20 protein-coding genes and 1 tRNA gene are annotated in these 21,511 nt (G+C 65.9%); 7 read left to right on the top strand and 14 right to left on the bottom strand.

Annotated features, from left to right (window positions below; translation table 11 throughout):
- Positions 1-51 precede the first annotated feature (51 nt).
- Both CupriaWKF_RS12350 and CupriaWKF_RS12345 read left to right on the top strand, forming a co-directional pair.
- Positions 52-127: transfer RNA gene (locus CupriaWKF_RS12350), tRNA-Lys, on the top strand.
- A gap of 190 nt (positions 128-317) precedes the next feature.
- Positions 318-3,152 carry an EAL domain-containing protein gene (locus CupriaWKF_RS12345; protein ID WP_276098156.1) on the top strand — a complete coding sequence of 945 codons (2,835 nt, stop codon included), beginning with the start codon at positions 318-320 and terminating at the stop codon, positions 3,150-3,152.
- A gap of 7 nt (positions 3,153-3,159) precedes the next feature.
- Here CupriaWKF_RS12345 and CupriaWKF_RS12340 read toward each other — a convergent pair whose 3' ends face one another.
- From CupriaWKF_RS12340 to CupriaWKF_RS12330, 3 genes are all read right to left on the bottom strand, one after another.
- On the bottom strand, positions 3,160-3,651 hold the full coding sequence (locus CupriaWKF_RS12340; RefSeq protein ID WP_276098155.1) for a DUF3318 domain-containing protein: 492 nt from the start codon (positions 3,649-3,651) through the stop codon (positions 3,160-3,162).
- A complete protein-coding gene (locus CupriaWKF_RS12335) occupies positions 3,648-4,028 on the bottom strand; it encodes a phage holin family protein (protein ID WP_276098154.1) in 381 nt (126 codons plus the stop codon). The genes CupriaWKF_RS12340 and CupriaWKF_RS12335 overlap by 4 nt, the downstream gene beginning before the upstream one ends.
- A gap of 172 nt (positions 4,029-4,200) precedes the next feature.
- Positions 4,201-4,527, bottom strand: coding sequence for a DUF883 family protein (locus CupriaWKF_RS12330; RefSeq protein WP_338031349.1), 327 nt, complete (start codon positions 4,525-4,527; stop codon positions 4,201-4,203).
- Positions 4,528-4,759: 232 nt separating this feature from the next.
- Between CupriaWKF_RS12330 and CupriaWKF_RS12325 the strand changes: the two genes are divergently transcribed.
- Entirely contained in the window at positions 4,760-5,398 is a 639-nt protein-coding gene (locus CupriaWKF_RS12325) for a peroxiredoxin (protein ID WP_276098153.1), read from the top strand.
- A 153-nt stretch (positions 5,399-5,551) separates the two neighbouring features.
- Here the strand turns inward: CupriaWKF_RS12325 and CupriaWKF_RS12320 are convergent, their stop codons facing one another.
- Positions 5,552-6,745 (bottom strand): acyl-CoA dehydrogenase, encoded by a 1,194-nt coding sequence (locus CupriaWKF_RS12320; RefSeq protein WP_276098152.1) that lies wholly within the window; start codon positions 6,743-6,745, stop codon positions 5,552-5,554.
- A 218-nt stretch (positions 6,746-6,963) separates the two neighbouring features.
- On the opposite strand from CupriaWKF_RS12320, the gene CupriaWKF_RS12315 reads away from it, so the two are divergent.
- Positions 6,964-7,776 (top strand): IclR family transcriptional regulator, encoded by an 813-nt coding sequence (locus CupriaWKF_RS12315; protein WP_276098151.1) that lies wholly within the window; start codon positions 6,964-6,966, stop codon positions 7,774-7,776.
- Positions 7,777-7,800: 24 nt separating this feature from the next.
- Here the strand turns inward: CupriaWKF_RS12315 and kynA are convergent, their stop codons facing one another.
- From kynA to kynB, 3 genes are read right to left on the bottom strand one after another with little or no spacing between them, the layout of a single operon-like run.
- Positions 7,801-8,676, bottom strand: a complete 876-nt coding sequence (gene kynA / locus CupriaWKF_RS12310; protein WP_276098150.1) for a tryptophan 2,3-dioxygenase — start codon at positions 8,674-8,676, stop codon at positions 7,801-7,803.
- A 12-nt stretch (positions 8,677-8,688) separates the two neighbouring features.
- A complete protein-coding gene (gene kynU, locus CupriaWKF_RS12305; RefSeq protein ID WP_276098149.1) occupies positions 8,689-9,945 on the bottom strand; it encodes a kynureninase in 1,257 nt (418 codons plus the stop codon).
- A 43-nt stretch (positions 9,946-9,988) separates the two neighbouring features.
- Positions 9,989-10,648, bottom strand: a complete 660-nt coding sequence (gene kynB, locus CupriaWKF_RS12300; RefSeq protein ID WP_276098148.1) for an arylformamidase — start codon at positions 10,646-10,648, stop codon at positions 9,989-9,991.
- A gap of 154 nt (positions 10,649-10,802) precedes the next feature.
- Here kynB and CupriaWKF_RS12295 point away from each other — a divergent pair, with 154 nt between their 5' ends.
- The gene (locus CupriaWKF_RS12295) at positions 10,803-11,291 is read left to right on the top strand and encodes an Lrp/AsnC family transcriptional regulator (protein ID WP_276098147.1); all 489 of its coding nucleotides are present in this window, start codon (positions 10,803-10,805) and stop codon (positions 11,289-11,291) included.
- 32 nt (positions 11,292-11,323) lie between these two features.
- Here the strand turns inward: CupriaWKF_RS12295 and CupriaWKF_RS12290 are convergent, their stop codons facing one another.
- Positions 11,324-11,884: a flavin reductase family protein gene (locus CupriaWKF_RS12290; protein WP_276100786.1), complete on the bottom strand. Its 561-nt coding sequence runs from the start codon at positions 11,882-11,884 to the stop codon at positions 11,324-11,326.
- A gap of 331 nt (positions 11,885-12,215) precedes the next feature.
- On the opposite strand from CupriaWKF_RS12290, the gene msrA reads away from it, so the two are divergent.
- Positions 12,216-12,758, top strand: coding sequence for a peptide-methionine (S)-S-oxide reductase MsrA (msrA, locus tag CupriaWKF_RS12285; protein WP_276098146.1), 543 nt, complete (start codon positions 12,216-12,218; stop codon positions 12,756-12,758).
- A 17-nt stretch (positions 12,759-12,775) separates the two neighbouring features.
- On the opposite strand, the gene CupriaWKF_RS12280 is transcribed toward msrA, so the two are convergent.
- From CupriaWKF_RS12280 to CupriaWKF_RS12260, 5 genes are all read right to left on the bottom strand, one after another.
- Positions 12,776-13,834 (bottom strand): DUF72 domain-containing protein, encoded by a 1,059-nt coding sequence (locus CupriaWKF_RS12280; protein WP_276098145.1) that lies wholly within the window; start codon positions 13,832-13,834, stop codon positions 12,776-12,778.
- Complete coding sequence (locus CupriaWKF_RS12275) at positions 13,831-15,066, bottom strand: cyclopropane-fatty-acyl-phospholipid synthase family protein (protein ID WP_276098144.1); 1,236 nt, start codon at positions 15,064-15,066, stop codon at positions 13,831-13,833. Before CupriaWKF_RS12275 ends, CupriaWKF_RS12280 begins: the two co-directional genes overlap by 4 nt.
- A gap of 212 nt (positions 15,067-15,278) precedes the next feature.
- A complete protein-coding gene (gene pdxH, locus CupriaWKF_RS12270) occupies positions 15,279-15,917 on the bottom strand; it encodes a pyridoxamine 5'-phosphate oxidase (protein WP_276098143.1) in 639 nt (212 codons plus the stop codon).
- An 84-nt stretch (positions 15,918-16,001) separates the two neighbouring features.
- Positions 16,002-17,207 (bottom strand): MFS transporter, encoded by a 1,206-nt coding sequence (locus CupriaWKF_RS12265; protein ID WP_276098142.1) that lies wholly within the window; start codon positions 17,205-17,207, stop codon positions 16,002-16,004.
- Between the two features lie 250 nt (positions 17,208-17,457).
- On the bottom strand, positions 17,458-19,806 hold the full coding sequence (locus CupriaWKF_RS12260) for an AsmA family protein (RefSeq protein WP_276098141.1): 2,349 nt from the start codon (positions 19,804-19,806) through the stop codon (positions 17,458-17,460).
- Positions 19,807-19,996: 190 nt separating this feature from the next.
- Between CupriaWKF_RS12260 and tcdA the strand changes: the two genes are divergently transcribed.
- The gene (tcdA, locus tag CupriaWKF_RS12255) at positions 19,997-20,872 is read left to right on the top strand and encodes a tRNA cyclic N6-threonylcarbamoyladenosine(37) synthase TcdA (RefSeq protein WP_276098140.1); all 876 of its coding nucleotides are present in this window, start codon (positions 19,997-19,999) and stop codon (positions 20,870-20,872) included.
- On the opposite strand, the gene CupriaWKF_RS12250 is transcribed toward tcdA, so the two are convergent.
- A complete protein-coding gene (locus CupriaWKF_RS12250) occupies positions 20,869-21,447 on the bottom strand; it encodes an ATP-binding protein (RefSeq protein ID WP_276098139.1) in 579 nt (192 codons plus the stop codon). The genes tcdA and CupriaWKF_RS12250 overlap by 4 nt on opposite strands.
- Positions 21,448-21,511 lie beyond the last annotated feature (64 nt).

Genomic DNA, 21,511 nt, shown 5'->3' with positions numbered 1-21,511 from the left:
ACGCTTGACACATCAGGAAGAGCGTCACTATAATCGCGGTTCTGTTTTTTCGGGTCGTTAGCTCAGTCGGTAGAGCAGCGGACTTTTAATCCGTTGGTCGCGTGTTCGAGTCACGCACGACCCACCAGTATTACGAAGGGCCTGTGGCGCAAGTCACAGGCCCTTTTTGTTTTTTCGCGGAGCCTGCCCGCACAGCCTGCTCGCATTAACCCCTTCGAGTTAGAGACATTGCCGGGCCTGCCACGGACAATGAACCGAGTTCCTGGCAGCACTGGTGGCGCCGCCACGCCGTCAGCGCCACAACCGTTGGAAGTCCTATGCGGCAAGCAGGCAGGTCTTTGCCAGGCGATGTGCATGCATTGCGCGTTATCTGGCCGTTCGTTCCCGTGGTCATTGCACTGGCGCTGTTCACCATCGCCAGCGTCGACGTTCTATCCGCCGTGCGTGCGTTTGTCGCGGGCGAGAGCGAATGGTCCAAGGGCCAGAAGAACGCCGTCATGCACTTGCTGCGTTATGGCGAGGACCGTAACGAGGCGGACTTCCAGGCCTACCTGTCGGACATTGCCGTGCCGATGGGAGATCACCGCGCCCGCATCGAGCTCGATCGCGACAAGCCGGATTACGAGCGCGCGCGTGCGGGCTTTCTCGCTGGCGCCATCCACCCCGATGACATCGCGGGCATCATCCGTCTGTATCGCAATTTTCGCCACGTTGAAGAGGTCGATGCCGCCATCCGGATCTGGGCGGAAGGAGACCGCGAGATCGCGGCGCTTCACGAGCAGGCGCTGGTGCTGCGGCAACTGGCGGCGCAACCCGGCTGCGGCGTGGGGTGCACGGAGCCGGTGCTGCGGGGCATTGTTGCCATTGACGCACGGCTGACGCCGCTGGAGTCCGCGTTCTCGCACCAGCTCGGCAAGGCTTCGCGGCGCGTCACGCAAGGGCTCACCGTTGGAACCGCCGTGGTGGCGGTTGCGCTGCTGCTCTCCGCGATCCTGTTGTCCCACCGGCGGCTGCGCCGCGAGCGCAGCCTGCGCGCGGCGCTGGCCGAGAGCGAGGAGCGCCTGCAGCTGGCCGTCGGCGGCAGCAACGACGGACTGTGGGACTGGGACGTGCGCAGCCGCAGGCTGTACTTCTCGCCGCGCTGCGCGCAGATGCTTGGGTACGAGCCGGACGCGTTGCCGCAGGCGCCCGAGACGCTGCTCGGGTTGCTCCATCCCGCTGACGTGAATGTGCTCGATCACAAGCTCTTGGGTCATCTGCGCCGCGGCACGCCGTACGATGCCGAGTTCCGCATGCGTGCGCGCGGCGATCGCTACCTGTGGGTACGTGCGCGCGGGCGGCTGGTGCGCGGCGATGACGGGCGGGCCATGCGCATGGCCGGCTCGCTTACCGACATCTCGGAGCACAAGCGCTACGAGGCACAGCTGTTCGCAGAGAAAGAGCGCGCCCAGGTCACGTTGCAGGCGATCGGCGACGCCGTGGTCACCACCGATGTCTGGGGCCGGATCGATTCGCTGAATCCCGCAGCCGAAGCACTGACGGGCTGGACCGAGGCCGAGGCCCGCGGACGCCCGCTCGAACAGGTATGCGCCCTGTTGGAAGAGGGGAGCGAGGCGCCATTGCGCAAGCTGGTCGCGCTGGCGCTGCAGCAGCGCTGGACCGGCGTGACGGCCCTGCTGACCGGCCGCGGCGGGCGTACGGTGGCCGTCAAGCCATCGGTGGCGCTGATCCGTGACCGCGCGGCGCAGGCGATCGGTGTCGTCGTGGTCCTGCACGACGTCAGCCAGGAGCGCGAGCATGCCGCGAGGCTGGCCCACGAAGCCAGCCATGACGCGCTGACCGGCCTGGTCAACCGGACCGAGTTCGAGCGTCGCCTGGCTGCGGCCATCGCGCGGATGCGGGTGATTGGGGGCGCGCACGCGCTGATGTATCTCGACCTGGACCAGTTCAAGGTCGTGAACGACACCTGCGGGCATGCCGCGGGCGACGAATTGATCCGGCAGATCTCCGCGGTCATGCGCGGCCAGTTGCGCAAGGGCGACACGCTCGCACGCCTGGGCGGCGACGAGTTCGGCATCCTGCTGGAGCATTGCGTGGCGCCCGATGGCGAGCGGCGGGCCGAGGCGCTGCGGCGCGCGGTGGCGGGGTTCCGCTTCACGCACTGCCAGCGTACGTTTGCCGTTGGCGCCAGCATCGGCCTGGTGGTGCTGGACAGCGGTACCGGGGGCGTGGCAGAGGCGCTCAGCGCTGCCGACGCCGCGTGCTATGTGGCCAAGGAGAACGGCCGCAACCGCGTGCAGGTCTACCATCCCAAGGACAGCGTGGTACAGGCGCGCCATGGCGAGATGGAGTGGGTCAGCCGGGTGCATGCGGCGCTGGCCGCCGGCCGGTTCTGCCTCTACGCACAGGAAATCATCCCGCTGCGCAACGATGGGCGCGGTGGCCGCCATATCGAACTGCTACTGCGCATGGTGGACGAGTGCAACCAGCTTGTGCCCCCGATGGCGTTCGTGCCCGCTTGCGAACGCTACAACCTCATGCCGATGATCGACCGCTGGGTGGTCGAGACCGCGTTTGCCGCACTGGCGCATCGGCGGGCGGAATGCGGCGAGGATATCGAGTTGTGCGCCATCAATCTGTCCGCGTCGTCACTGGCCGATGTCCAGTTCCCGGCGTTTGTCCGCGAGCAGGCGCAACGTGCCGGCATCGCACTAAGCGGCATCTGCTTCGAGATCACCGAAACCGCGGCGATTGCCAACCTGACGCAGGCGGCGGCGTTTATCGAGCAGATGCAGGAACTGGGCTGCGCGTTTGCGCTGGACGACTTTGGCGCGGGCATGGCGTCGTTCATCTACCTGAAGCACTTGCCGGCAGCCTACCTGAAGATCGATGGCAGTTTCGTGCGCGAAATGCTGGACGATCCTGTCAAGCAGGTGATGGTGGAGGTCATCCAGCGCATTGGCCATGCCACTGGCAAGAAGACCATCGCCGAGTATGTGGAGAGCGAGGCCATGCTGGCGCGGCTGCGCGAACTTGGCGTGGATTTCGCGCAGGGGCATCACGTTGCGGTGCCCAGGCCATTCGCATCAGGACCGCGTCGGGAGCTGGCCGCGATCGATGAGGGGCAGGGCCAGGCGGCCCTGATGCCGTAATGCCCGGCTAGGGTACGAGCGGGTCGCGGAAGCCTGTGTCCTGCGGTGCCCTGGCGCTGCCGGTGTCGGCCGGCGGCACCGCCTGGTTCTTGGCCTGGCGCCACGCGTTGTAGGCCCAGTAGGCGGCGCCGGCTGCCATGCCGAGCTTGGACGCCTTCCAGGTCCAGCGCAGCACGGGCGTGCGCCGCAGCAGCGGCAGCGCGAGGGTGACGGCCGTGCTGAGCAGCGGATAGTCCTGGGCCAGGCCCAGCAGCTTCATCCACGAACCCGGCCGCACCGCGCGCGGCAGCCAGCTGGCGAAGCTGCCCAAACGCCTGGCGCCGCCTCTTACCTCGTGCAGGGCCTTCAGCAGGTCATGGCGTTCCAGTTCGGCTCGGGTCAGCAGCAGTTCCTTGCGGACTTCGAGCGGCAGGCGCACTTCACGCGCGTAGCGCACGGGGCGCAGGTGTTCGCGGCGGGGCGCCTTGACGGCGTCTGGCCCGGATTCCGGAGTAGTCATCGGCGCAGGGTCTCGCGGTCTTTGTCGATTTCCGCCAGTGTTGCCTCGAACATCGGCGGGGCAGTGCGTACCAGGCGGCGGGCATATCCCAGGCAGCCGGCGGACAGGACCAGGTAGGCGACCACCAGCGCCACCAGCGCCTGCCAGCGGTAGGTGTCCCAGAACAGGATGGCGATCAGCGCGGTGAAGGTCACCAGCGCGATCCCGAAGAAGACCAGGCCGAAGCAGGCCAGCAGGCCGACCTTCATCAGCCGGGCGCGCTCTTCGGCGAATTCGACGCTGGCCAGTTCCAGGCGCGTCTGGACCATCGCAACCAGCGAGCTGGCCAGGTTGCGCACGGATTCCAGCAACTTGGGTGAGGGAGAGGGTTCGCTCATGCGGCTCCGGCGAGGGAACGGCGCGCAGGCACTTGCCGGTCGCGCCTTTCAGCGGGCGAAGCCCGGAAGGCACAAGCCATCGTGCCCGGGCCCGGGCTAACGGCATGCCCGCTCGCGATGACGGGCATTGCCAGTGTTGCCGCGGCGCCGGGGCGCCGCGAGCGGTGCAGCCTTACTTGCGATTCAGCAGCAGACCGATCAGCAGGCCTACGCCAGCTGCCGCGCCGACTGCACGCCACGGATGATCGTGCACGTAGTCATCGGTCGCGCGCGCGGCTGCCTTGCTCTTGGTGACCACGGCGTCTTGCAGGTCCTGGGCCTTTTCCTTGGCTTGCTTCAGCAGGCCCATGCCACGCTCGCGCAGTTCGGCAGCCTTTTCGCCGGTGGTCGACGCTGCTTGCTTCAGCAGTTCTTCAGCGTCGGACAGAACGGTCTTGACATCGCTCATCAGTTTCTCCTGTTTGCGGGCGGTTGGTTCGGATTGTGCAGTTTCTGACATTTTGCCTTGCTTGCGAGAGTAACGGCACGTCTTGTCTGTTACTTAGCATATGTGGCGGGTACCCGTGGTTTCAAGACCACGTCGCCATCAAGGGAAATCATTGCGATCTGGCGGCGCACGCCCCGGCGCCGCGCTATATGACCTGGAGTGATTTTGTAGTGACTTTATATTCGTTTGGGTTCGATCGCAATCCGGATACTCTGGTTCCACGCTTTTTTTCAGGAGACAGAGCATGGCATTGCGCCTGGGCGACCTCGCCCCCGACTTCGAGCAGGATTCCAGCGAAGGCCGCATTCGCTTCCACGACTGGCTGGGTGAGGGCTGGGGCGTGCTGTTCTCGCATCCGGCCGACTATACGCCGGTGTGCACCACGGAACTGGGCCTGACCGCAAAGCTCAAGGACGAGTTCGCGCGCCGCGGCGTGAAGGCGATCGCCCTGTCGGTGGATGGCGTCGAATCCCACCAGGGATGGATCCGGGACATCAACGAGACGCAGTCCACCACGGTCAATTTCCCGATCCTGGCCGATGGCGACCGCAAGGTCTCCCAGTTGTACGACATGATCCACCCGAACGCGAACGAGACCCTGACGGTGCGCTCGCTGTTCATCATCGATCCGAAGAAGAAGGTGCGCCTGATCATCACCTATCCGGCCAGTACCGGGCGCAACTTCAACGAGATCCTGCGCGTCATCGATTCGCTGCAGCTCACGGACAGTCACAGCGTGGCCACGCCCGGCAACTGGCAGGACGGCGATGACGTGGTGATCGTCCCTTCGCTGAAGGATGAGGCGGTGATCAGCGAGAAATTCCCGAAAGGCTACAAGGCGGTGCGGCCCTACCTGCGCCTCACGCCGCAACCGAACAAATGAACGCGGCCCCGCATGGTGCGGGGCCGGCGTTCAGGACAGGTGTTTTATCGACGAGGGCAGCCTCGTCGTCTCCTTGGTAGTGTGCTTCGCCCGGCTTCGCAGCCGGGCTTTTTTATTCCGGAAATCCTGTCGACAAGGCGTGGTGGACCTTGTTCAGAAGAATGCCTGGAGGCCGGTCTGGGCGCGGCCCAGGATCAGCGCATGGATGTCGTGCGTGCCTTCGTAGGTGTTGACCACTTCCAGGTTCACCACGTGGCGGATCACGCCGAATTCGTCCGAGATACCGTTGCCGCCGAGCATGTCGCGCGCCACGCGGGCGATGTCCAGCGACTTGCCGCACGAGTTGCGCTTCATGATCGAGGTGATCTCGACTGCCGCGGTGCCTTCGTCCTTCATGCGGCCCAGGCGCAGGCAGCCCTGCAGGCCCAGCGTGATCTCGGTCTGCATGTCGGCCAGCTTCTTCTGCACGAGCTGCGTCTGGGCCAGGGGGCGGCCGAACTGCTTGCGGTCCAGCGTGTACTGGCGGGCGGTGTGCCAGCAGAACTCGGCGGCGCCGAGCGCGCCCCAGGCGATGCCGTAGCGGGCCGAGTTCAGGCAGGTGAACGGACCCTTCAGGCCCTTCACGCCCGGCATGATGTTCTCTTCCGGCACAAAGACCTGGTCGAGCACGATTTCGCCGGTGATCGAGGTGCGCAGGCCGACCTTGCCGTGGATGGCCGGGGCGCTCAGGCCCTTCCAGCCCTTTTCCAGGATAAAGCCGCGGATATCTTCCTTGCCGTCTTCGCCCGCCAGCTTGGCCCACACCACGAACACGTCGGCGATCGGCGAGTTGGTGATCCACATCTTCGCGCCGGTCAGCTCATAGCCGCCGTCGACCTTCTTGGCGCGGGTGACCATCGAGCCCGGGTCGGAGCCGTGGTTCGGCTCGGTCAGGCCGAAGCAGCCGATCCACTCGCCGGTGGCCAGCTTGGGCAGGTACTTCTGCTTCTGCGCTTCGCTGCCGAATTCATAGATCGGCACCATCACCAGCGACGATTGCACGCTCATCATCGAACGGTAGCCCGAATCCACGCGCTCGACTTCGCGCGCGATCAGGCCGTAGCTGACGTAGTTCAGGCCCGGGCCGCCGTATTGCTCGGGGATGGTCGGGCCGAGCAGGCCCAGTTCGCCCATCTCGCGGAAGATTTCCACATCGGTCTTTTCATTGCGGAACGACTGAAGGACGCGCGGCATCAGCTTGTCCTGGCAATACGCCGCGGCGGCGTCGCGGATCATGCGCTCGTCGGCGGTCAGTTGCTGGTCCAGCAGCAGGGGATCGGCCCAGTGGAATTCGGCGTTGGCAGCCATGCAGGTCTCCTTCGGTAGAGCGGGGGCACCGCTTCAAGGCGCTTGTGGCGCGCCCGTCTCAGCGGCAATCCAGGGAATCGGTGGAATTTTGAGGTTCCGCATTGCGGAACTGTGTTCCGTTGGATTAGTATATCGCAATGCGATCGCCATGCAAGCGGGACGAACACCAGCGTGTTCGATTGCCGCGCATGGCGGCCGACCTCCCACAGGAGCCAGCCTTGAGCAGCCTTTCTCCCGACATCCCGCCCGCCACGTCCGCCCCCACGGCGCGCGAGAGCGACCCCAACTTCGTTACCGCACTGGCCCGCGGCCTGGAACTGCTGCGCTGCTTCCGCACCGGCGAAGCCATGCTGGGCAACCAGGAATTCGTGCGCCGCACCGGCTTTCCCAAGGCCACGGTGAGCCGGCTGGCCGGTACGCTGGTCCAGCTTGGCTACCTGCGCTATGACGAAAGCCTGGGCAAGTACGCGCTCGATGCGGGCGTGCTGGCGCTGGGCTATGCCTACCTGTCCGCGTCGGACGTGGTGACGCTGGCGCGTCCGCACATGCTGGCGTTCGCGCAGTCCTATGGGGTTTCGGTGTCGCTGGGCAAACGCGAGCGCATGGAGGTGATCTACTTAGAGTCGATCCGTAATGACGCGGGCGTGATGCTGGGGCTGGGCGTGGGCTCGCGGCTCTCGCTGGTATCCAGCTCGATGGGGCGCGCCTACCTGGCGGCGCTGCCGCCGGCCCGGCGCGAGCGCGTGCTGGACGAGTTCAGCCAGGCATTTCCGGAGCAGTGGAAGCAACAGGAGGCGCCGATGCGCGTCGCGCTGGAGGACGCGGAGCGCCGCGGCTATTCGTCCTCGTTCCGCGACTGGCACCCCGCCATCCATGCCTGTGCGGTGGCATTCCGGCCGGTGGGGGAGAAGGAGTTGCACATGCTGAGCTGCAGTGCGTCGTATGGGACCGTGGAAGAGACCGTGTTCCACGAGACCTTGGCGCCCGCGCTGAAGGCGCTGGCGGCGCGGCTGTCGGACCCGGCCGGCTGAGGCCGGGCCCGCCGCGGGCTGCGCTTACAGGTCGGTGCGCAGCTTCCACAACTCCGGGAACAGCACCACGTCGAGCATCTTGCGCAGGTAGCTGACGCCTTCGGTGCCGCCGGTGCCACGCTTGAAGCCGATCACGCGCTCGACCGTGGTCACATGGCGGAAGCGCCATTGGCGGAACGAGTCCTCCAGGTCGACAAACTTCTCGCCGAGTTCATAGAGTTCCCAGTGCGCGTTCGGATTGCGGTAGACCTCGAGCCACGCCGCCTCGACCGAGGCGTTGTAGGCGGTCGGCTGGGTCCAGTCACGCTCGACGCAATCGGCGTCGATGGTAAAGCCGCGGCGCGCCATCAGGCGGATGGCCTCGTCATACAGCGACGGTGTCTTCAGTGCCGTCTCCACCAGCGCCAGGTGCTCCGCCCGGTGCGCATGCGGACGCAGCATCGCCGCGTTCTTGTTGCCGAGGATGAACTCGATCTCGCGGTACTGGTACGACTGGAACCCTGACGACATGCCCAGGTAGGGCCGCATCGCCGAGTACTCCGGCGGAGTCATGGTGGCCAGCACGTTCCACGCCTGCACGAGCTGGTCCATGATGCGCGACACGCGCGTCAGCATCTTGAAGGCCGGCGGCAGCGTGTCTTCGCGCACCGATGCGCGCGCCGCGCGCAGCTCGTGCAGCATCAGCTTCATCCACAGCTCCGTGGTCTGGTGCTGCACGATGAAGAGCATCTCGTTGTGGTCCGGCGAGAGCGGATGCTGCGCGCTCAGGATCTGGTCCAGGCCGAGGTAGTCGCCGTAGCTCATGTCCTTGGCGAAATCCATCTGCGCACCGTGCCAGCGGTCGTCGTCCTTGTCCTGCCGTGCCGAGCCCGACATCGGGCATCCCTTGAATTCACTCATGATCTGCTCCGCTCAGGTCACCGCGCCACGGGCATGGAAGCGCGCGTCCCGGTAGGTTTGCGTGTCGAGCACGTCGCGCAGCGTTTCCACGGCGTCCCAGACTTCGGTAAAGCTCGTGTACAGCGGCGTGAAGCCGAAGCGGATGATGCGCGGCTCGCGGTAGTCGCCGATCACGCCGCGCTCGATCAGGGCCTGCATCACGGCATAGCCTTCCGGGTGTTCGAAGCTGACCTGGCTGCCGCGGCGCGCATGCTCGCGCGGCGTGACCAGCGCGAGCGGATGGTGGCGGCAGCGCTCTTCCACCAGCGTGATGAACAGGTCGGTCAACTGCAGCGACTTGGTGCGCAGGGCGGACATATCGGTCTGCGCGAAGACATCGAGGCCGCACTCGACCATGGCCATCGACGTGATCGGCTGCGTGCCGCACAGGAAGCGGCGCACGCCGTCGACCGGACGGTATTGCGGTTCCATGGCGAACGGCGCGGCGTGGCCCCACCAGCCCGACAGCGGCTGCCAGAAGGCGTCGCGCAGCGCGGGTGCCACCCAGACGAAGGCCGGCGAGCCCGGGCCGCCGTTGAGGTACTTGTAGGTGCAGCCGATCGCGTAGTCAGCCTTCGACGCGTTCAGTGCCACGGGCACGGCGCCGGCCGAATGGCACAGGTCCCACACGGTCAGCGCGCCGCGCGCATGCGCGAGTTCGGTCAGCGCGGCCATGTCGAGCATCTCGCCGCTCTGGTAGTTGACGTGCGTGAGCATCAGCACGGCGGTATCTGGGCCGACGGCGGCGTCGATCTCAGCCGGCGAATTCACCAGGCGCAGCGAGTAGCCCTGCTGCAGCAGGTCGGCCAGGCCCTGCGCGATATACAGGTCGGTCGGGAAGTTGCTGGCTTCGGACACGATCACCTTGCGCGAAGGATCGCGCGTGGCCTGCACGCGCAGCGCGGCGGCCAGTACCTTGAACAGGTTGATGGACGTGGTGTCGGTGACCACCACTTCGTTCTCGCCGGCGCCGACCAGCGGAGCCAGCTTGTTGCCCAGCCGCTGCGGCAGTTCGAACCAGCCGGCGGTGTTCCAGCTGCGGATCAGGCCCGTGCCCCATTCCTCGCTGACGACTTCGGCGGCGCGCGCGGCCGAGGCGCGCGGCCGCGCGCCCAGCGAATTGCCATCGAGATAGATCACGCCATCAGGCAGCGCGAACTGTTCGCGCAATGCGCGCAGGGGGTCTTGCTGGTCGAGCAACAGGCATTGCTCGCGGGTCAGTGCGGTCATGTCGGAAAGAGGCAAAGGGATTGCGGGGGATATTCAGGTGTATTCAGCCAAGGCTGCGCAGCACGGCGCGCACCGGGCTGGCATCGAGCCCGGCAAAGCGCAGCGGCAGCGCGATCAGTTCGTAGTCGCCTTCGGCGACGCCATCGAGCACCAGGCCTTCCAGGATGGCCAGGCCATGGCGGCGCACGGCGTTGTGCGCATCCATGGTCTTGGATTCCTGCGGGTCCAGCGACGGCGTGTCGATGCCGACCAGCTGCACGCCGTGCGCGGCGAGCAGCGCGATGGTTTCCGGCGCCACGGCGCAGAAGCCGGCGTCCCATTGTTCGAGTGGCGCGCGCGCATAGGTGCGCAGCAGCACGCGCGGCGGCAGGGCGTCCAGTGCGTGCTCCACGTGATGCGGCGCGACGACCGGCGTGGCGCCCACGCAATCGATCACGCGGCAGCGCCCCAGATAGGGCTCCAGTGCCACGGCACCGATCGGCGCGCCATCCGCGGCATAGTGCAGCGGCGCATCCGCATGCGCGCCGGTGTGCGGCGACAGCGTGATGCGGCCCACATTCACCGGGCAGTGTTCATCGATCTGCCAGGCCGCTTCCTGCTGGAACGGGGTGTCGCCGGGCCAGACGGGCGTGGCGGGCGAAAGCGGGGCGCTGATGTCCCACAGCTTGCGGCTGTCGGCGGGCATGGCGGGGCGGTTTGTCATGTCTGCACGGCTACCGTTGGGCGGCGCCGGTGTCGTCCTCGATGACGGCATGATAGTCAAAAAAACCGGCAAGAGGCTTGCGAAATCCACTGTGTAAGGTGGCAGATTTCGCATAAAATTCGACAATTCCATTAAATAATGCTGGAATATTCGAATGAATCTCGATCCCATAGATCTGCGCATTCTCGAGTGCCTCCAGGAGCACGGCCGCATCAGCAATCAGGACCTGGCCGACCGCGTGGCCCTGTCGCCGTCGGCATGCCTGCGGCGCGTGCGGCTGCTGGAAGAGTCAGGTGTGATCGGCGGCTACCGCGCCTGGTTCGACGCCGAGCGGCTCGGGCTGGAACTGGAAGCGATCGTGCAGGTCTCGATGCGGCACGACGTGGAAGGCTGGCACGATACCTTCATCGCGGCAGTGCAGGCGTGGCCCGAGGTGCTCTCGGCCTACATCATCACCGGCGACAGCAATTACATCCTGCGGGTGCAGGCGCGCAACCTGAAGCACTACTCGGATTTCATCGTGAACCGGCTGTACCGCACGCCCGGGGTGATGGACATCCGCTCGAACATCGTGCTGCAGCGGATCAAGACGGACAGTTCGCCGCTGGCCGTGCTGAAGGCCGCGGATCCAGCGGGAACTTGAGGGGAGGCTGCGGCAGGACGGCGCCGGGGCCGTCAGTCTTCCAGGGGCGAGGTGGTCGAAAAGATGCCGTTCTGGAAGACCAGCGGCGGTTCATTGCTGTCGAGCACGCCGCAGCGCTCGACTTCACCGACAAAGATGACGTGGTCGCCTTCGTCATAGCGGCTGCGATTGTGGCACTCGAACCAGGCGAGGGCATTGCCAAGGATCGGCAGGCCATTTTCGGACAAGCGGTAATCGACGCCCGCGAAGCGATCGCCCTTGAGGGTGGAGAAGCGCTTGCACAGGTCGAGTTGCGATGCCGACAGTACGTTGACGATGTAGTGCGAGCCGTCGCGGAACATCGGCAGGCTGTTGGCGCGCGTGGCCATGCTCCACAGTACCAGCGGCGGATCGAGCGAAACCGAATTGAACGAACTGGCCGTGATGCCGATAAACGGCGGCGCCCCCGCGGCCACGGATGCGGCACTCGCGCGCGTGGTAATGATCGTCACGCCGGTCGCGAACTGCGACAGCGTGCGGCGGAAATGCAAGGAATCGAAATCCGGCGATGCGGCCTGTCTGGCCTCCCGCGCCGGGACTTCAGGCATGCCCATCGCAAGGGCTCCACTGGCGGTCATGATGATTCATAGTTGGGGGTCGCGGCGACAGGGACAAGATCGGCCCGTCTGCGCACTGGCCTCGGTGTGCCAGGTAACGTTGGAGGCAAGGATTTTCGCGCCCGCGCTTCGATGCCGCGCGGTGCAACGATGTGGCCAGTCGGCGACAGATTCTTGAGAATTGTAACGGGTTTGGAAACTCGCTGCGCCGGGCGGGCAGCACTACGGCTCGCCCGGGCGGTTAAGCCGCAGGCAACTTGCCTTATCTGCGCTTATGCTTAAGGTCGGCAGGTCGACACAACGCATGGATCCCGGGGGGGCGGCGAGCATGGAACACGAACTGGAGACGGCGACGCTGGGTGGAGGATGCTTCTGGTGCCTCGAAGCGGTGTACCAGCAAGTGAACGGCGTGCGCGCGGTGGAATCCGGCTATACCGGGGGGCATGTCAGCCATCCGACCTATCAGCAGGTCAGCGAGGGCGATACCGGTCACGCCGAGGTCGTTCGGGTGACATTCGACCCGGCCGTCATCAACTTTCGCGAGATCATCGAGATCTTCTTCGCGATCCATGATCCGACCACCTTGAACCGGCAGGGCAATGACGTGGGCCCGCAGTACCGCTCCGTCATCTTCACGCACTCCGAAGCGCAGCGTGCCGTGGCCGAGTACGTCATGCGGGAGCTGGTCGCCAACAAGACCTTCGATGCGCCCATCGTGACGCAGATCGAACCGGAGCAGCCCTACTGGCGCGCCGAGGCCAGCCACCAGAATTATTTCCAGGATCATCCGAGCCAGGGGTACTGCGCGTTCATCATTTCGCCGAAGCTGGCCAAGTTCCGCGAGCGGTTCGCGGGCAAGTTGCGCCGTTAGCCAACAGCGGCGCACGCTTACAGGCGTGCGGCGATTGCTTCGGCCAGGCGCACGCACGTCAGCGGTGCGCAGCCCTCGGCCTTGTTGCTGATGATGACGGTCGCGCTCTGGCCGGCGCGCAGCGTGCGCACGACCAGGTCGGCGATGGCTTCGCGTGTTTCGGGATCTTCATCCACCAGGCGATTGAACGGCGAGTAGATCGACTCGGCCACTTCGTATGGCCGGCCGGCATGGAGCATCCAGCGCAACACCAGCGGCCCGGGCGCGTCGGCATCCATCAAGGCCTGGGCCGAAGCCTGGCGGTGCACCGGCGGCAGCCGGTCACGCGCCGACAGGCAGAAGCGCACGCCGTGCCTGCGCAGCAGCTTGATGTAGCGCGGCGTCAGCAGGACCGGGTCGCGCATCTCCACGGCGTAGCAGGCATGCGGTGTGATGGACGGATCCAGCGGCGGCAACGCGGCAAGAAAGCCATCGAGCCGTTCGAGGAAGGCTGCGCCGTCACTGGCCAGGCTGCCTAGCGGCGAGAGCTGGAACAACAGCGGGCCGCATTTGGTGCCCAGTCCGCTGGTAGCTGGCGTGATGAAGTCGCGGATGGCGATGCCGGCATCCAGGAAGGCAGCATTGGCCAGCCGTCCGGCGCCGTCCGATCCGCGCAGCCACGCATCGCAGACGCTGGCAGGCGCTTTCACCAGGAAGCGGAATGACTCCGGTACCTGGGATGCGTACGACAGATAGTCAGCCAGCGGGATCGGGCCATAAAAGCCGCGGTCGATGCCAGCCGCGTGCAGCAGCGGGTGCCGCGAGTAAGCGGCAAGACCTTTGCGCGAGAGCAGGCTGTCGCTGTAATCGCCGTCATAGACCAGTCCGTTCCAGCCGTTGTAGGACCACGACGAGGTGCCGAGATACAGGTTGGGCGGCAGCTGCTTCGCCAGCGCATCCAGCGAGGGATCGAGCCGTGCCGGCAGGACGGATTTGCCGCGCGAGGGTCTGCTCGAGGTGCCCGCAGCGCCGCCGTCGGCGGCGCGCGGTGGTGGCGAGGCTGGCTGGAGCCGCTCGCCAAACAGGTCTTCAGTCAATCTTTCTGGCCAATCGGATAGTCGTAGATATAGCGGCGCGACCAGGGGATGGCCGACGACGGGTTGCCCGCCTTATGGCACACGACCTGGTAGATCGACATCTGGTCGGTGTCGAAGGCGTGCGCGCAGCCGGCCAGGTAGACGCGCCAGATGCGGTACTTCTTCTCGCCCACCATATCGCGGATGGCGCTTGCGTGGGCTTCGAAGTTGTCGGCCCAGTGCCGCAAGGTCTGCGCATAATGGCGGCGCAACAGCTCCACGTCAAATGCTTCCAGCCCGCCTTCCTGCATGGTCTTCAGCACCAGCCCGATGTGCGGCAGTTCGCCTTGCGGAAACACGTAGCGGTCCATGAACTCGGAACCGTCCATCGGCGTGTCGCTCGGGTCGGGCACCGTGATGCCGTGGTTCATGGCGATGCCGTTGTCGGCCAGCAGCTCGCGCATGCGTCCGAAATAGCCGGGGAGGTTCTTCTTGCCCACGTGCTCGAACATGCCGACGCTGGTGATGCGATCGAACGTGCCGGTGATGTCCCGGTAGTCCTGCAGGCGGATCTCGATCCGGTCCGACAGGCCTGCCGCCATGACACGCGCGGTGGCCAGCTCGAACTGGTTCTGCGACAGCGTGATGCCGACGCAGCGCGCGCCGAATTTCTGCGCGGCGCGCAGCACCAGCGCGCCCCAGCCGCAGCCGATATCCAGCAGCGTATGGCCCGGCTGCAAGCGGATCTTGGTCAGGATGTGGTCGATCTTCTTGAGCTGGGCGGTGGCAAGATCCTCATTGCCCTGTTCGAAATACGCGCACGAATAGACCATGTTCGGGTCCAGCCACTGGCCATAGAACTCATTGGACACGTCGTAGTGGTACTGGATCGAGTTCTTGTCTTCCTGCCTGGTGTGCGTGAAATGGCGGGCCACCTTGGCCAGTGCGCCGCCGGCGCGCCGCTTGGCCGCCGCCGAGAAGCGGTAGCCCACGTCGATGATGTCGGTGAGCTTGCCGTCAAGGTCGATCTTCTCCTGGACATAGGCTTCACCGAGATTGTCCAGGCTAGGCGTGAACAGCAGGGGCAGGGCGCCTGCCTCGCGCACCGTCAGCGTCACGTCCGGCTTGTCGAAACGTCCCAACGGGTACTCGCTGCCATTCCACAGGCGAAGCTTGACGGGCAGGTTGGCGTGCTCGCGCAAGTCGGCGATCCAGTTGTCCAGTTGCTTGTCGAGGGCTTGCTTGAAGAACATGCGCGTTACCTCCTGTCGTTGCGGCACATGTGACGAACGAAGGCGCCGGGGGCGATGACAAGCAGGGCAGTCACGGCCCGGCGCGGCTTGGTCGCGGCAGCGGGCGTGCTCAGGCAAGCCGCGTGAACATTGCGCCACGCGGTGTCCGACACATTCCCAAAGCGACGCTTATCCCACTTTAGGACAATTCGCCACTATGTGCAGCACAGCCGTCAGGGCGACAGCCGCACGATCTTCCAGCCGTCAGCGGCGTCCAGCCGATAGGCGATGCGGTCATGCAGGCGCGACGGCCGGCCCTGCCAGAATTCGAGCGCGGTGGGAACCAGGCGGTAGCCGCCCCAGTGTGCCGGGCGGGGCGGGTTCTCGCCGAACTTGGCGCGGTACTCGGATTCACGTTGCTCGAGCACATCGCGGCCCGCGACTTCCCTGCTCTGTTCGGAAGCCCAGGCACCGAGGCGGGAGCCCAGCGGGCGCGTGGCGTAGTACGCGTCGCTCTCGTCATCGTCGACTTTTTCGACGTGGCCTTCCACGCGCACCTGGCGCTCGAGCTGCACCCAGTGGAACAGCAGCGCGGCGCGTGGGTTGGCGGCGAGGTCGAGGCCTTTCCGGCTCTCGTAATTGGTGAAGAACGTGAAGCCTTTGTCGTCCATGCCCTTGAGAAGCACGATACGTGCCGAAGGCTGGCCGTCGGCGCCGACGGTGGCCAGCGTCATCGCATTGGGCTCGGGGAGCTTGGCGGTGACAGCCTCATCGAACCAGCGTTTGAACTGGGCGATCGGATCGGCCGCCACGTCCGATTCGTTCAGCGAGCCCAGGACATAGGTACGGCGGAGGTCAGCGAGTTGAGTCATGTCGCATTCGGTTGGAATCAGCCGGAAATCCGGTTGATTTGAGTATAGCGAATGCGCTGCAAGCCGCATTTGTGTGCCGGCAAATCAATGCGTCGGCGGAGAAAATTCTGCTTGTGCGGCGCGTGCCTGCCGCCGTGAGTAGAGGCCGGCCATGCCCATGGCGCCCGCCATGGAAAGAAAGATGGGCAGCATGCCCAGTGCCGTGCCGACCACGCCGAACGTGAGCGGCCACACCACCTGGCTGGTGTTGAGGACAGCGGAGCGCAGCCCCAATGCCTCGCCGGCACGGCCGCTGGGCGAGGCCGTGTGGAGAATGTTCATGACATTGGGCTGGGCACTGCCAAGCGCCAGGCCAAGGATGAAGGCCAGGCCGCACATCATCCAGAAATGGGTGACGAACGGGTAGATCAGGTAAGCCGTTGCCCCCAACATCAGCGCGATGCGGATGATCTTCCACTCCGACAGCCGGCGCGACACCATCGGCATGGCCACGCGAATCGCGAACGTGGCGATTGCGAACGCCCCCAGCACCCAGCCGATCGATGACGGCGACAGGCCGATGCGCGAACCCTGGATCGGGATCAGGAACGCGTGCAGGTCCCAGGCGGCCGACAGCACCGCGCTGGCGACAAAGACTGCGCGAAGTTCCGGGTACTGCAGCAGGTCCAGCGTGGAGCGGCGGCTGCCGTCTTCGATGGCGATGCGCCCGGCATTGCCGCCCCGCGCGGGCAGGCGCGGACGTACCCACTGCAGCCCGGCCTGGCCGGCCAGCGCGACCACCACCAGCACGAGGAATGCGGGCCGGAACCCGGCATGCTCGATCACATAGCCCATCACGACCGGCCCGAGCGTGCCCGACACCGACAATCCAAGCGCATGCAGCGTGTAGTTGCGCAGGCGCGTGTCGTTGGTGGATACCTGGCCGATCAGCAATTGCATCGCCACCTGGACCAGCATGAAGCCCACGCCGATCAGCGCGCAGGAGAAGTACAGCGCAGCGATCTCCTGCCACACGGCCGGCAGCAACGTGCCGGCCACGACCATCAGCGAGCCCGCCGTCATCGGCTTGCGCGGACCGATCTCGTCGATGCGCTTGCCGGCGCGGATCGCGAGCAGCATGGGCAGCAGCGCATAGAGCGACATCAGCAAGCCCAGCGTAACGGTCGACGCCTTAAGTGAGATGGCAAACAAGGACACCACCACGCGGCTCGCATTGAACGCCACGTGATTGCACACCGTCAGCGCGATCAGCCAGCTGATCGGCGGGACGGCGGCATGTGGCAGCGTCATGGGGGCGGGCGGCAAATTGGGCTTTTGTTGCCGACTTGCGACGGGCAACAAAAAAACAAGGGCGGCCACAGGCCGCACCTTCGGAAGGGCGCCGTTGCCGACACCCGGAGTGTGCCATTTGTTTGATACATCTTGTAAATGGCCGTTTAATTATGCGCCGGCCGTGCGCATGGCACAACGCGCGAATCGCGCAGAGCGGCGAATTCATGCACAAGTGTTGTGAATTTGCTGCGCTGAGGGTGCGAGGGTATCAGCCGCCCCGGTATAGCTCGGTGTCGTTTGCCGGGCGGTTGGCTGGCGCCGCAGGCTGGGGCGCCGGGGGCCGGGCGCCGTCGGCCGCCTGCTGGCCCGGTACGGTACGGCCTTCCTGCGCCTGATGGACCTGCTTGGCCTGTTCGGCGGCGCCCGGCTGTCCAGGCTTGCGCAATTCGGATGCGACCGCGCTGGCCGCGCCCGGAGCCTTCGGATCGCGGTAGGTCTTGCCGGGGGGCGGCGCGGCCGGCTTCTTACCCAACTCCGCGAGCAGCTGGCCGCAATGGTTTTCCTTCGACGACGACAAATCCACCAGCGGCACCACTGCCGTGGCCACCGGCGCCGCCAGTGCCAACGCCAGCGCTCCCCCGGCCCGCAGAGCGAGCACGCCGAAATCGGGGCTTACACGTGGCTTCTTCAGCGTGCCGCCCACATAGAGCGGCGAGCGCAGCGAGAGGATCCGCACGCCCTTGGAGTCCGGATGGATCGTCATTGCCAGCTTTTCGCTGTTGAGGTCGACCGCGCCTTCGGTGACGATCTCTGCGTCTTGCGTGTCCAGCACGAAGGTACGCGCCCGCGCGATGCCGTTGGTGAAGGCGAAATCGCTGACGCCGCAGTTGATCTGTACGGGCTTGTCGCCGAACAGCTTGGAAATGATCACGCTGCCGAGGTTCAGGCCCATCGCCTCCAGCAGGAACTTGCTCACGGTGCCGTTCTCGATGAGCAGCTTGGCTTCGCCGTTGGAGGATCCCAGCAACGCCCCCACCGAATTGCCTGCGGCAGACAGCTTGGCGCTGCCGTTGATCTCGCCGATGCTGGCCCGCATTGACTGCACGGTCGGGAAAAGCTGCTTGAGCTTGAGGTGACGCGCGCGCATGTCGATCATGGCGCCCATCGGCTCGCGCTTGCCGTCGAGGCGGATAGTGGACGTGAGATCGCCGTCGGCCACGCCGAAGTTGAGCGGGTCCAGCAGCACCACGGCATCCTTCAGCTTCAGGTGCGTCACGAGGTCGGTGACCGGCAGCCGTTCGTCGCGGATGATCCGCTTGCCGGTGAAGTGCACGTCGGCATCGATCGCATCCCAGCGCTCGGTGCGGAACGGCGCCACTGGCAGCGCCTTGTCGGCCGGCTGGCGCACATTGCTGTCTGGCGCTGCCTTGCCCGGCTTCGCGTTGGCGCCGATCAGCGGTGCCAGGTCGACGAAGCGCAGTTCGTTGGAGACCAGCTTGCCCTCCAGCAGCGGCCGCGGCGCACGCTGCGTGAAGGTCAGCGTACCGCTCAGGTCGCTGCCGCCGACGCGGCCGGTAAAGCCGCGGTACTCATAAACCGAGGCGCCCTTGTGGATCGTTGCCACGAGCCGGCCGCGCGTTTCGTATGGCGGCGTGGACGGGAGCACGATGCCAGTCAGCGCGTACAGCTTGGCCATGCTGTCGCCCTGCAACTGCAGATGGACATCCAGCGCGGCGAGGTGCGCAGGGTTGGTCAGCGTGCCCTCGATGACGGCCCGGGTCGCACCGACGCGCACGTCAGCCAGCAGCGGATAGGGCAGGTTGATATTGCGCAGGCTGAGCACATTACCGGCCTTGCCGCTCGCGTTGATAGTCGCCTCGTTATACCGGCCGGTGGCCTTCCAGCGCAGGCCATAGCGCTGGTTGCCGGCCACGGCATTGGCCGGGGGTCCGGAAGCGGGCGGTGCGCTCGCCGCACCCGGCGCCGATTCGCTGGCCGCTGCCGCGACTTCCGGCGCGACCAGCGCGCCGTCTCGTGCCTTGTCATAAAGCGAGCCATCTCCGACAGTGTCGACTGTCGCCTGGAGCTCGATCTTCTGCGCCTGGTCGGACAGTGCCAGGTTGCCGCGTGCCAGCACCACTTCGCCGATATCGAGATGCCAGGGGGACTTCCCGGTTTTCGGGCCGGTGTCGAAGGTCCAGTTATTGCGGTTGTCGGCCAGCCGTTCGAGCCACACCGCGGGGCTGTCGATCACGATGGTCGGCACCGCGATCTCGTGCGTCAGCAGCGGCACCGGGCGCAGCACGAAGATCAGCTCGCGCACCGTCCCGATATTCGGCGCCTTGGCCCAGTCCGGGTTGCCGATGGTGATGTCGCGCGCCGACAGCCGGGGCCACGGCACCAGCGTATGCCAGCCGGTTTCCCCCTCGCCCGTGCGCCAGGTGACGGTAAGGTCGCCATTGATCGCGAACGGGCGACCGATGGCCTCCGACACGCGCTCGTTTAGCCAGGGCTTCAGGCGGTTCCAGTCGAAGGTCAGGATCAGGATGACCAGCAGGGCAATCAGCAGGATCGGCGTAAGCACTGTCCAGAGAATGACCTTGCGGTGCACCGGCATGGGGTGTCTCCTGTAGGAGGGCGCCCGGCATCTGCAACTTATGCGGCGGACGGGACACTATGTCTATTGTATAGTTGCGCGCTTTGCTTACCTGTCGGGCTATGGCTGACAGGGTGTGGCGTGCGCGGATGTGCGCGCCTGCACGTTTTTCCGCTCGGTTTTTCCGCCCGATTTCCAGCCCGCCGCCAGCATGAACGACGCTGTCCCCTCCCTGACCGACCTGCCGGGTTTGCCCGAGCCGCTGACCCACGAAAGCCCGGCCGACGATGATTACCACCGCCGCTTCGGCGGCGTCGCCCGGCTCTATGGCAATGCCGGTCTGGCCCGGCTGGAGGCCGCCAGCGTTTGCGTGGTGGGCATCGGCGGCGTCGGCAGCTGGGCTGCCGAGGCGCTGGCGCGCAATGCGGTCGGGCGCATCACGCTGATTGACCTGGACCACATCGCTCTGTCCAATACCAACCGGCAGATCCATGCGCTCGGCGATGCGTACGGCCGCGCCAAGGTCGAGGCCATGGCCGAGCGCGTCCTGGCGATCAACCCGCGCTGCCAGGTCACGCAGGTCGATGACTTCGTCACGCTCGACAATGTTGCCGAACTGCTCGGCACTGGCCTCGACTATGTCATCGACGCGATCGATGCGGTGCGGGTGAAGACCGCGATGCTCGGCTGGGCGCGCCGGCAGGGCGTGCCGGTCATCACCTGCGGCGGCGCGGGCGGCCAGTTCGATCCGACGCGCGTGCGCATCGACGATCTCGCCCGCACCATCCAGGATCCGCTGCTTGCCAAGGTGCGCGCGAACCTGCGCAAGGACTGGGGCTTTACGCGCGACCCGAAGAAGAAGTTCGGCATTGCCGCGGTCTATTCGGATGAGCCGCTGCAATATCCCGCGCCCGAACAGCAGGCCTGCGAGATCGACGAAGCGCCGCCGGCCGCTGCCGCGACGCCTGCGGCGGGTCCGCAGGGCCTGGCCTGCGCAGGTTTTGGCTCTTCCGTGGCCGTGACCGCGGTGTTCGGTTTCGTGGCGGCGTCGGCCGCGATCGGCGCCATTGCCAGGGGCGAAGCCTAGGCGCTCAGCGCGCCCAGCAGCGCTTGCGTTTCTGCCTCCGCGGGCGCGAGGTTGCTGAAGTAGATGAGTTCCGGGTATTCAGCCGGCTCCGGCATGAAGCGGCGCGTGCGATAGGCATCCCAGTGCGCGAGCTTGTAGGCGTCGTTGGGATTGCCGCGCCGTACGATGCGGTCGTGGGCCTCGTCCTCCGGCAGGTGCACCCACACGATGCGCACGGTGGTGTTGCCCGGCACATTCAGCCAGGCCGGATCATGGAGTTGATGGGCTTTGACTTCGCGTGACAGGGGCCCGACCACCAGGACGCTGATGCCGAGTGCCAGGTTTTCCCGCGCGGTGTCGAGCAGGCCCTGGTATTCGGGATCGCGCAGGTTTTCCAGGTAGGCCGGGCTGTCCCGGTCGTTCGGGTCGCCGGTGATGGCAGCCATGGCGGCCGCGCTGTAGCGGCCGTACAGCGTGTCCTTGTCGAGCAGGCAGAACGGCTCGCCGGTGGCCTGCATCAGCGGGCCGATCAGGCGATGAGCAAGGGTGGACTTGCCGGTGCCGGCATGGCCGCAAAAGAAGATCAGTCGTGGCATCGAAGAAGGCTTGGCTCAGGGGTGCCGCCGGTGGCGGCGCAACAGGAAGCATAACCTGCCGCGC

It is taken from the genome of Cupriavidus sp. WKF15, from assembly GCF_029278605.1.
Lineage (GTDB): Bacteria > Pseudomonadota > Gammaproteobacteria > Burkholderiales > Burkholderiaceae > Cupriavidus.
This window is presented reverse-complemented; position numbering and strand designations above follow the sequence as displayed.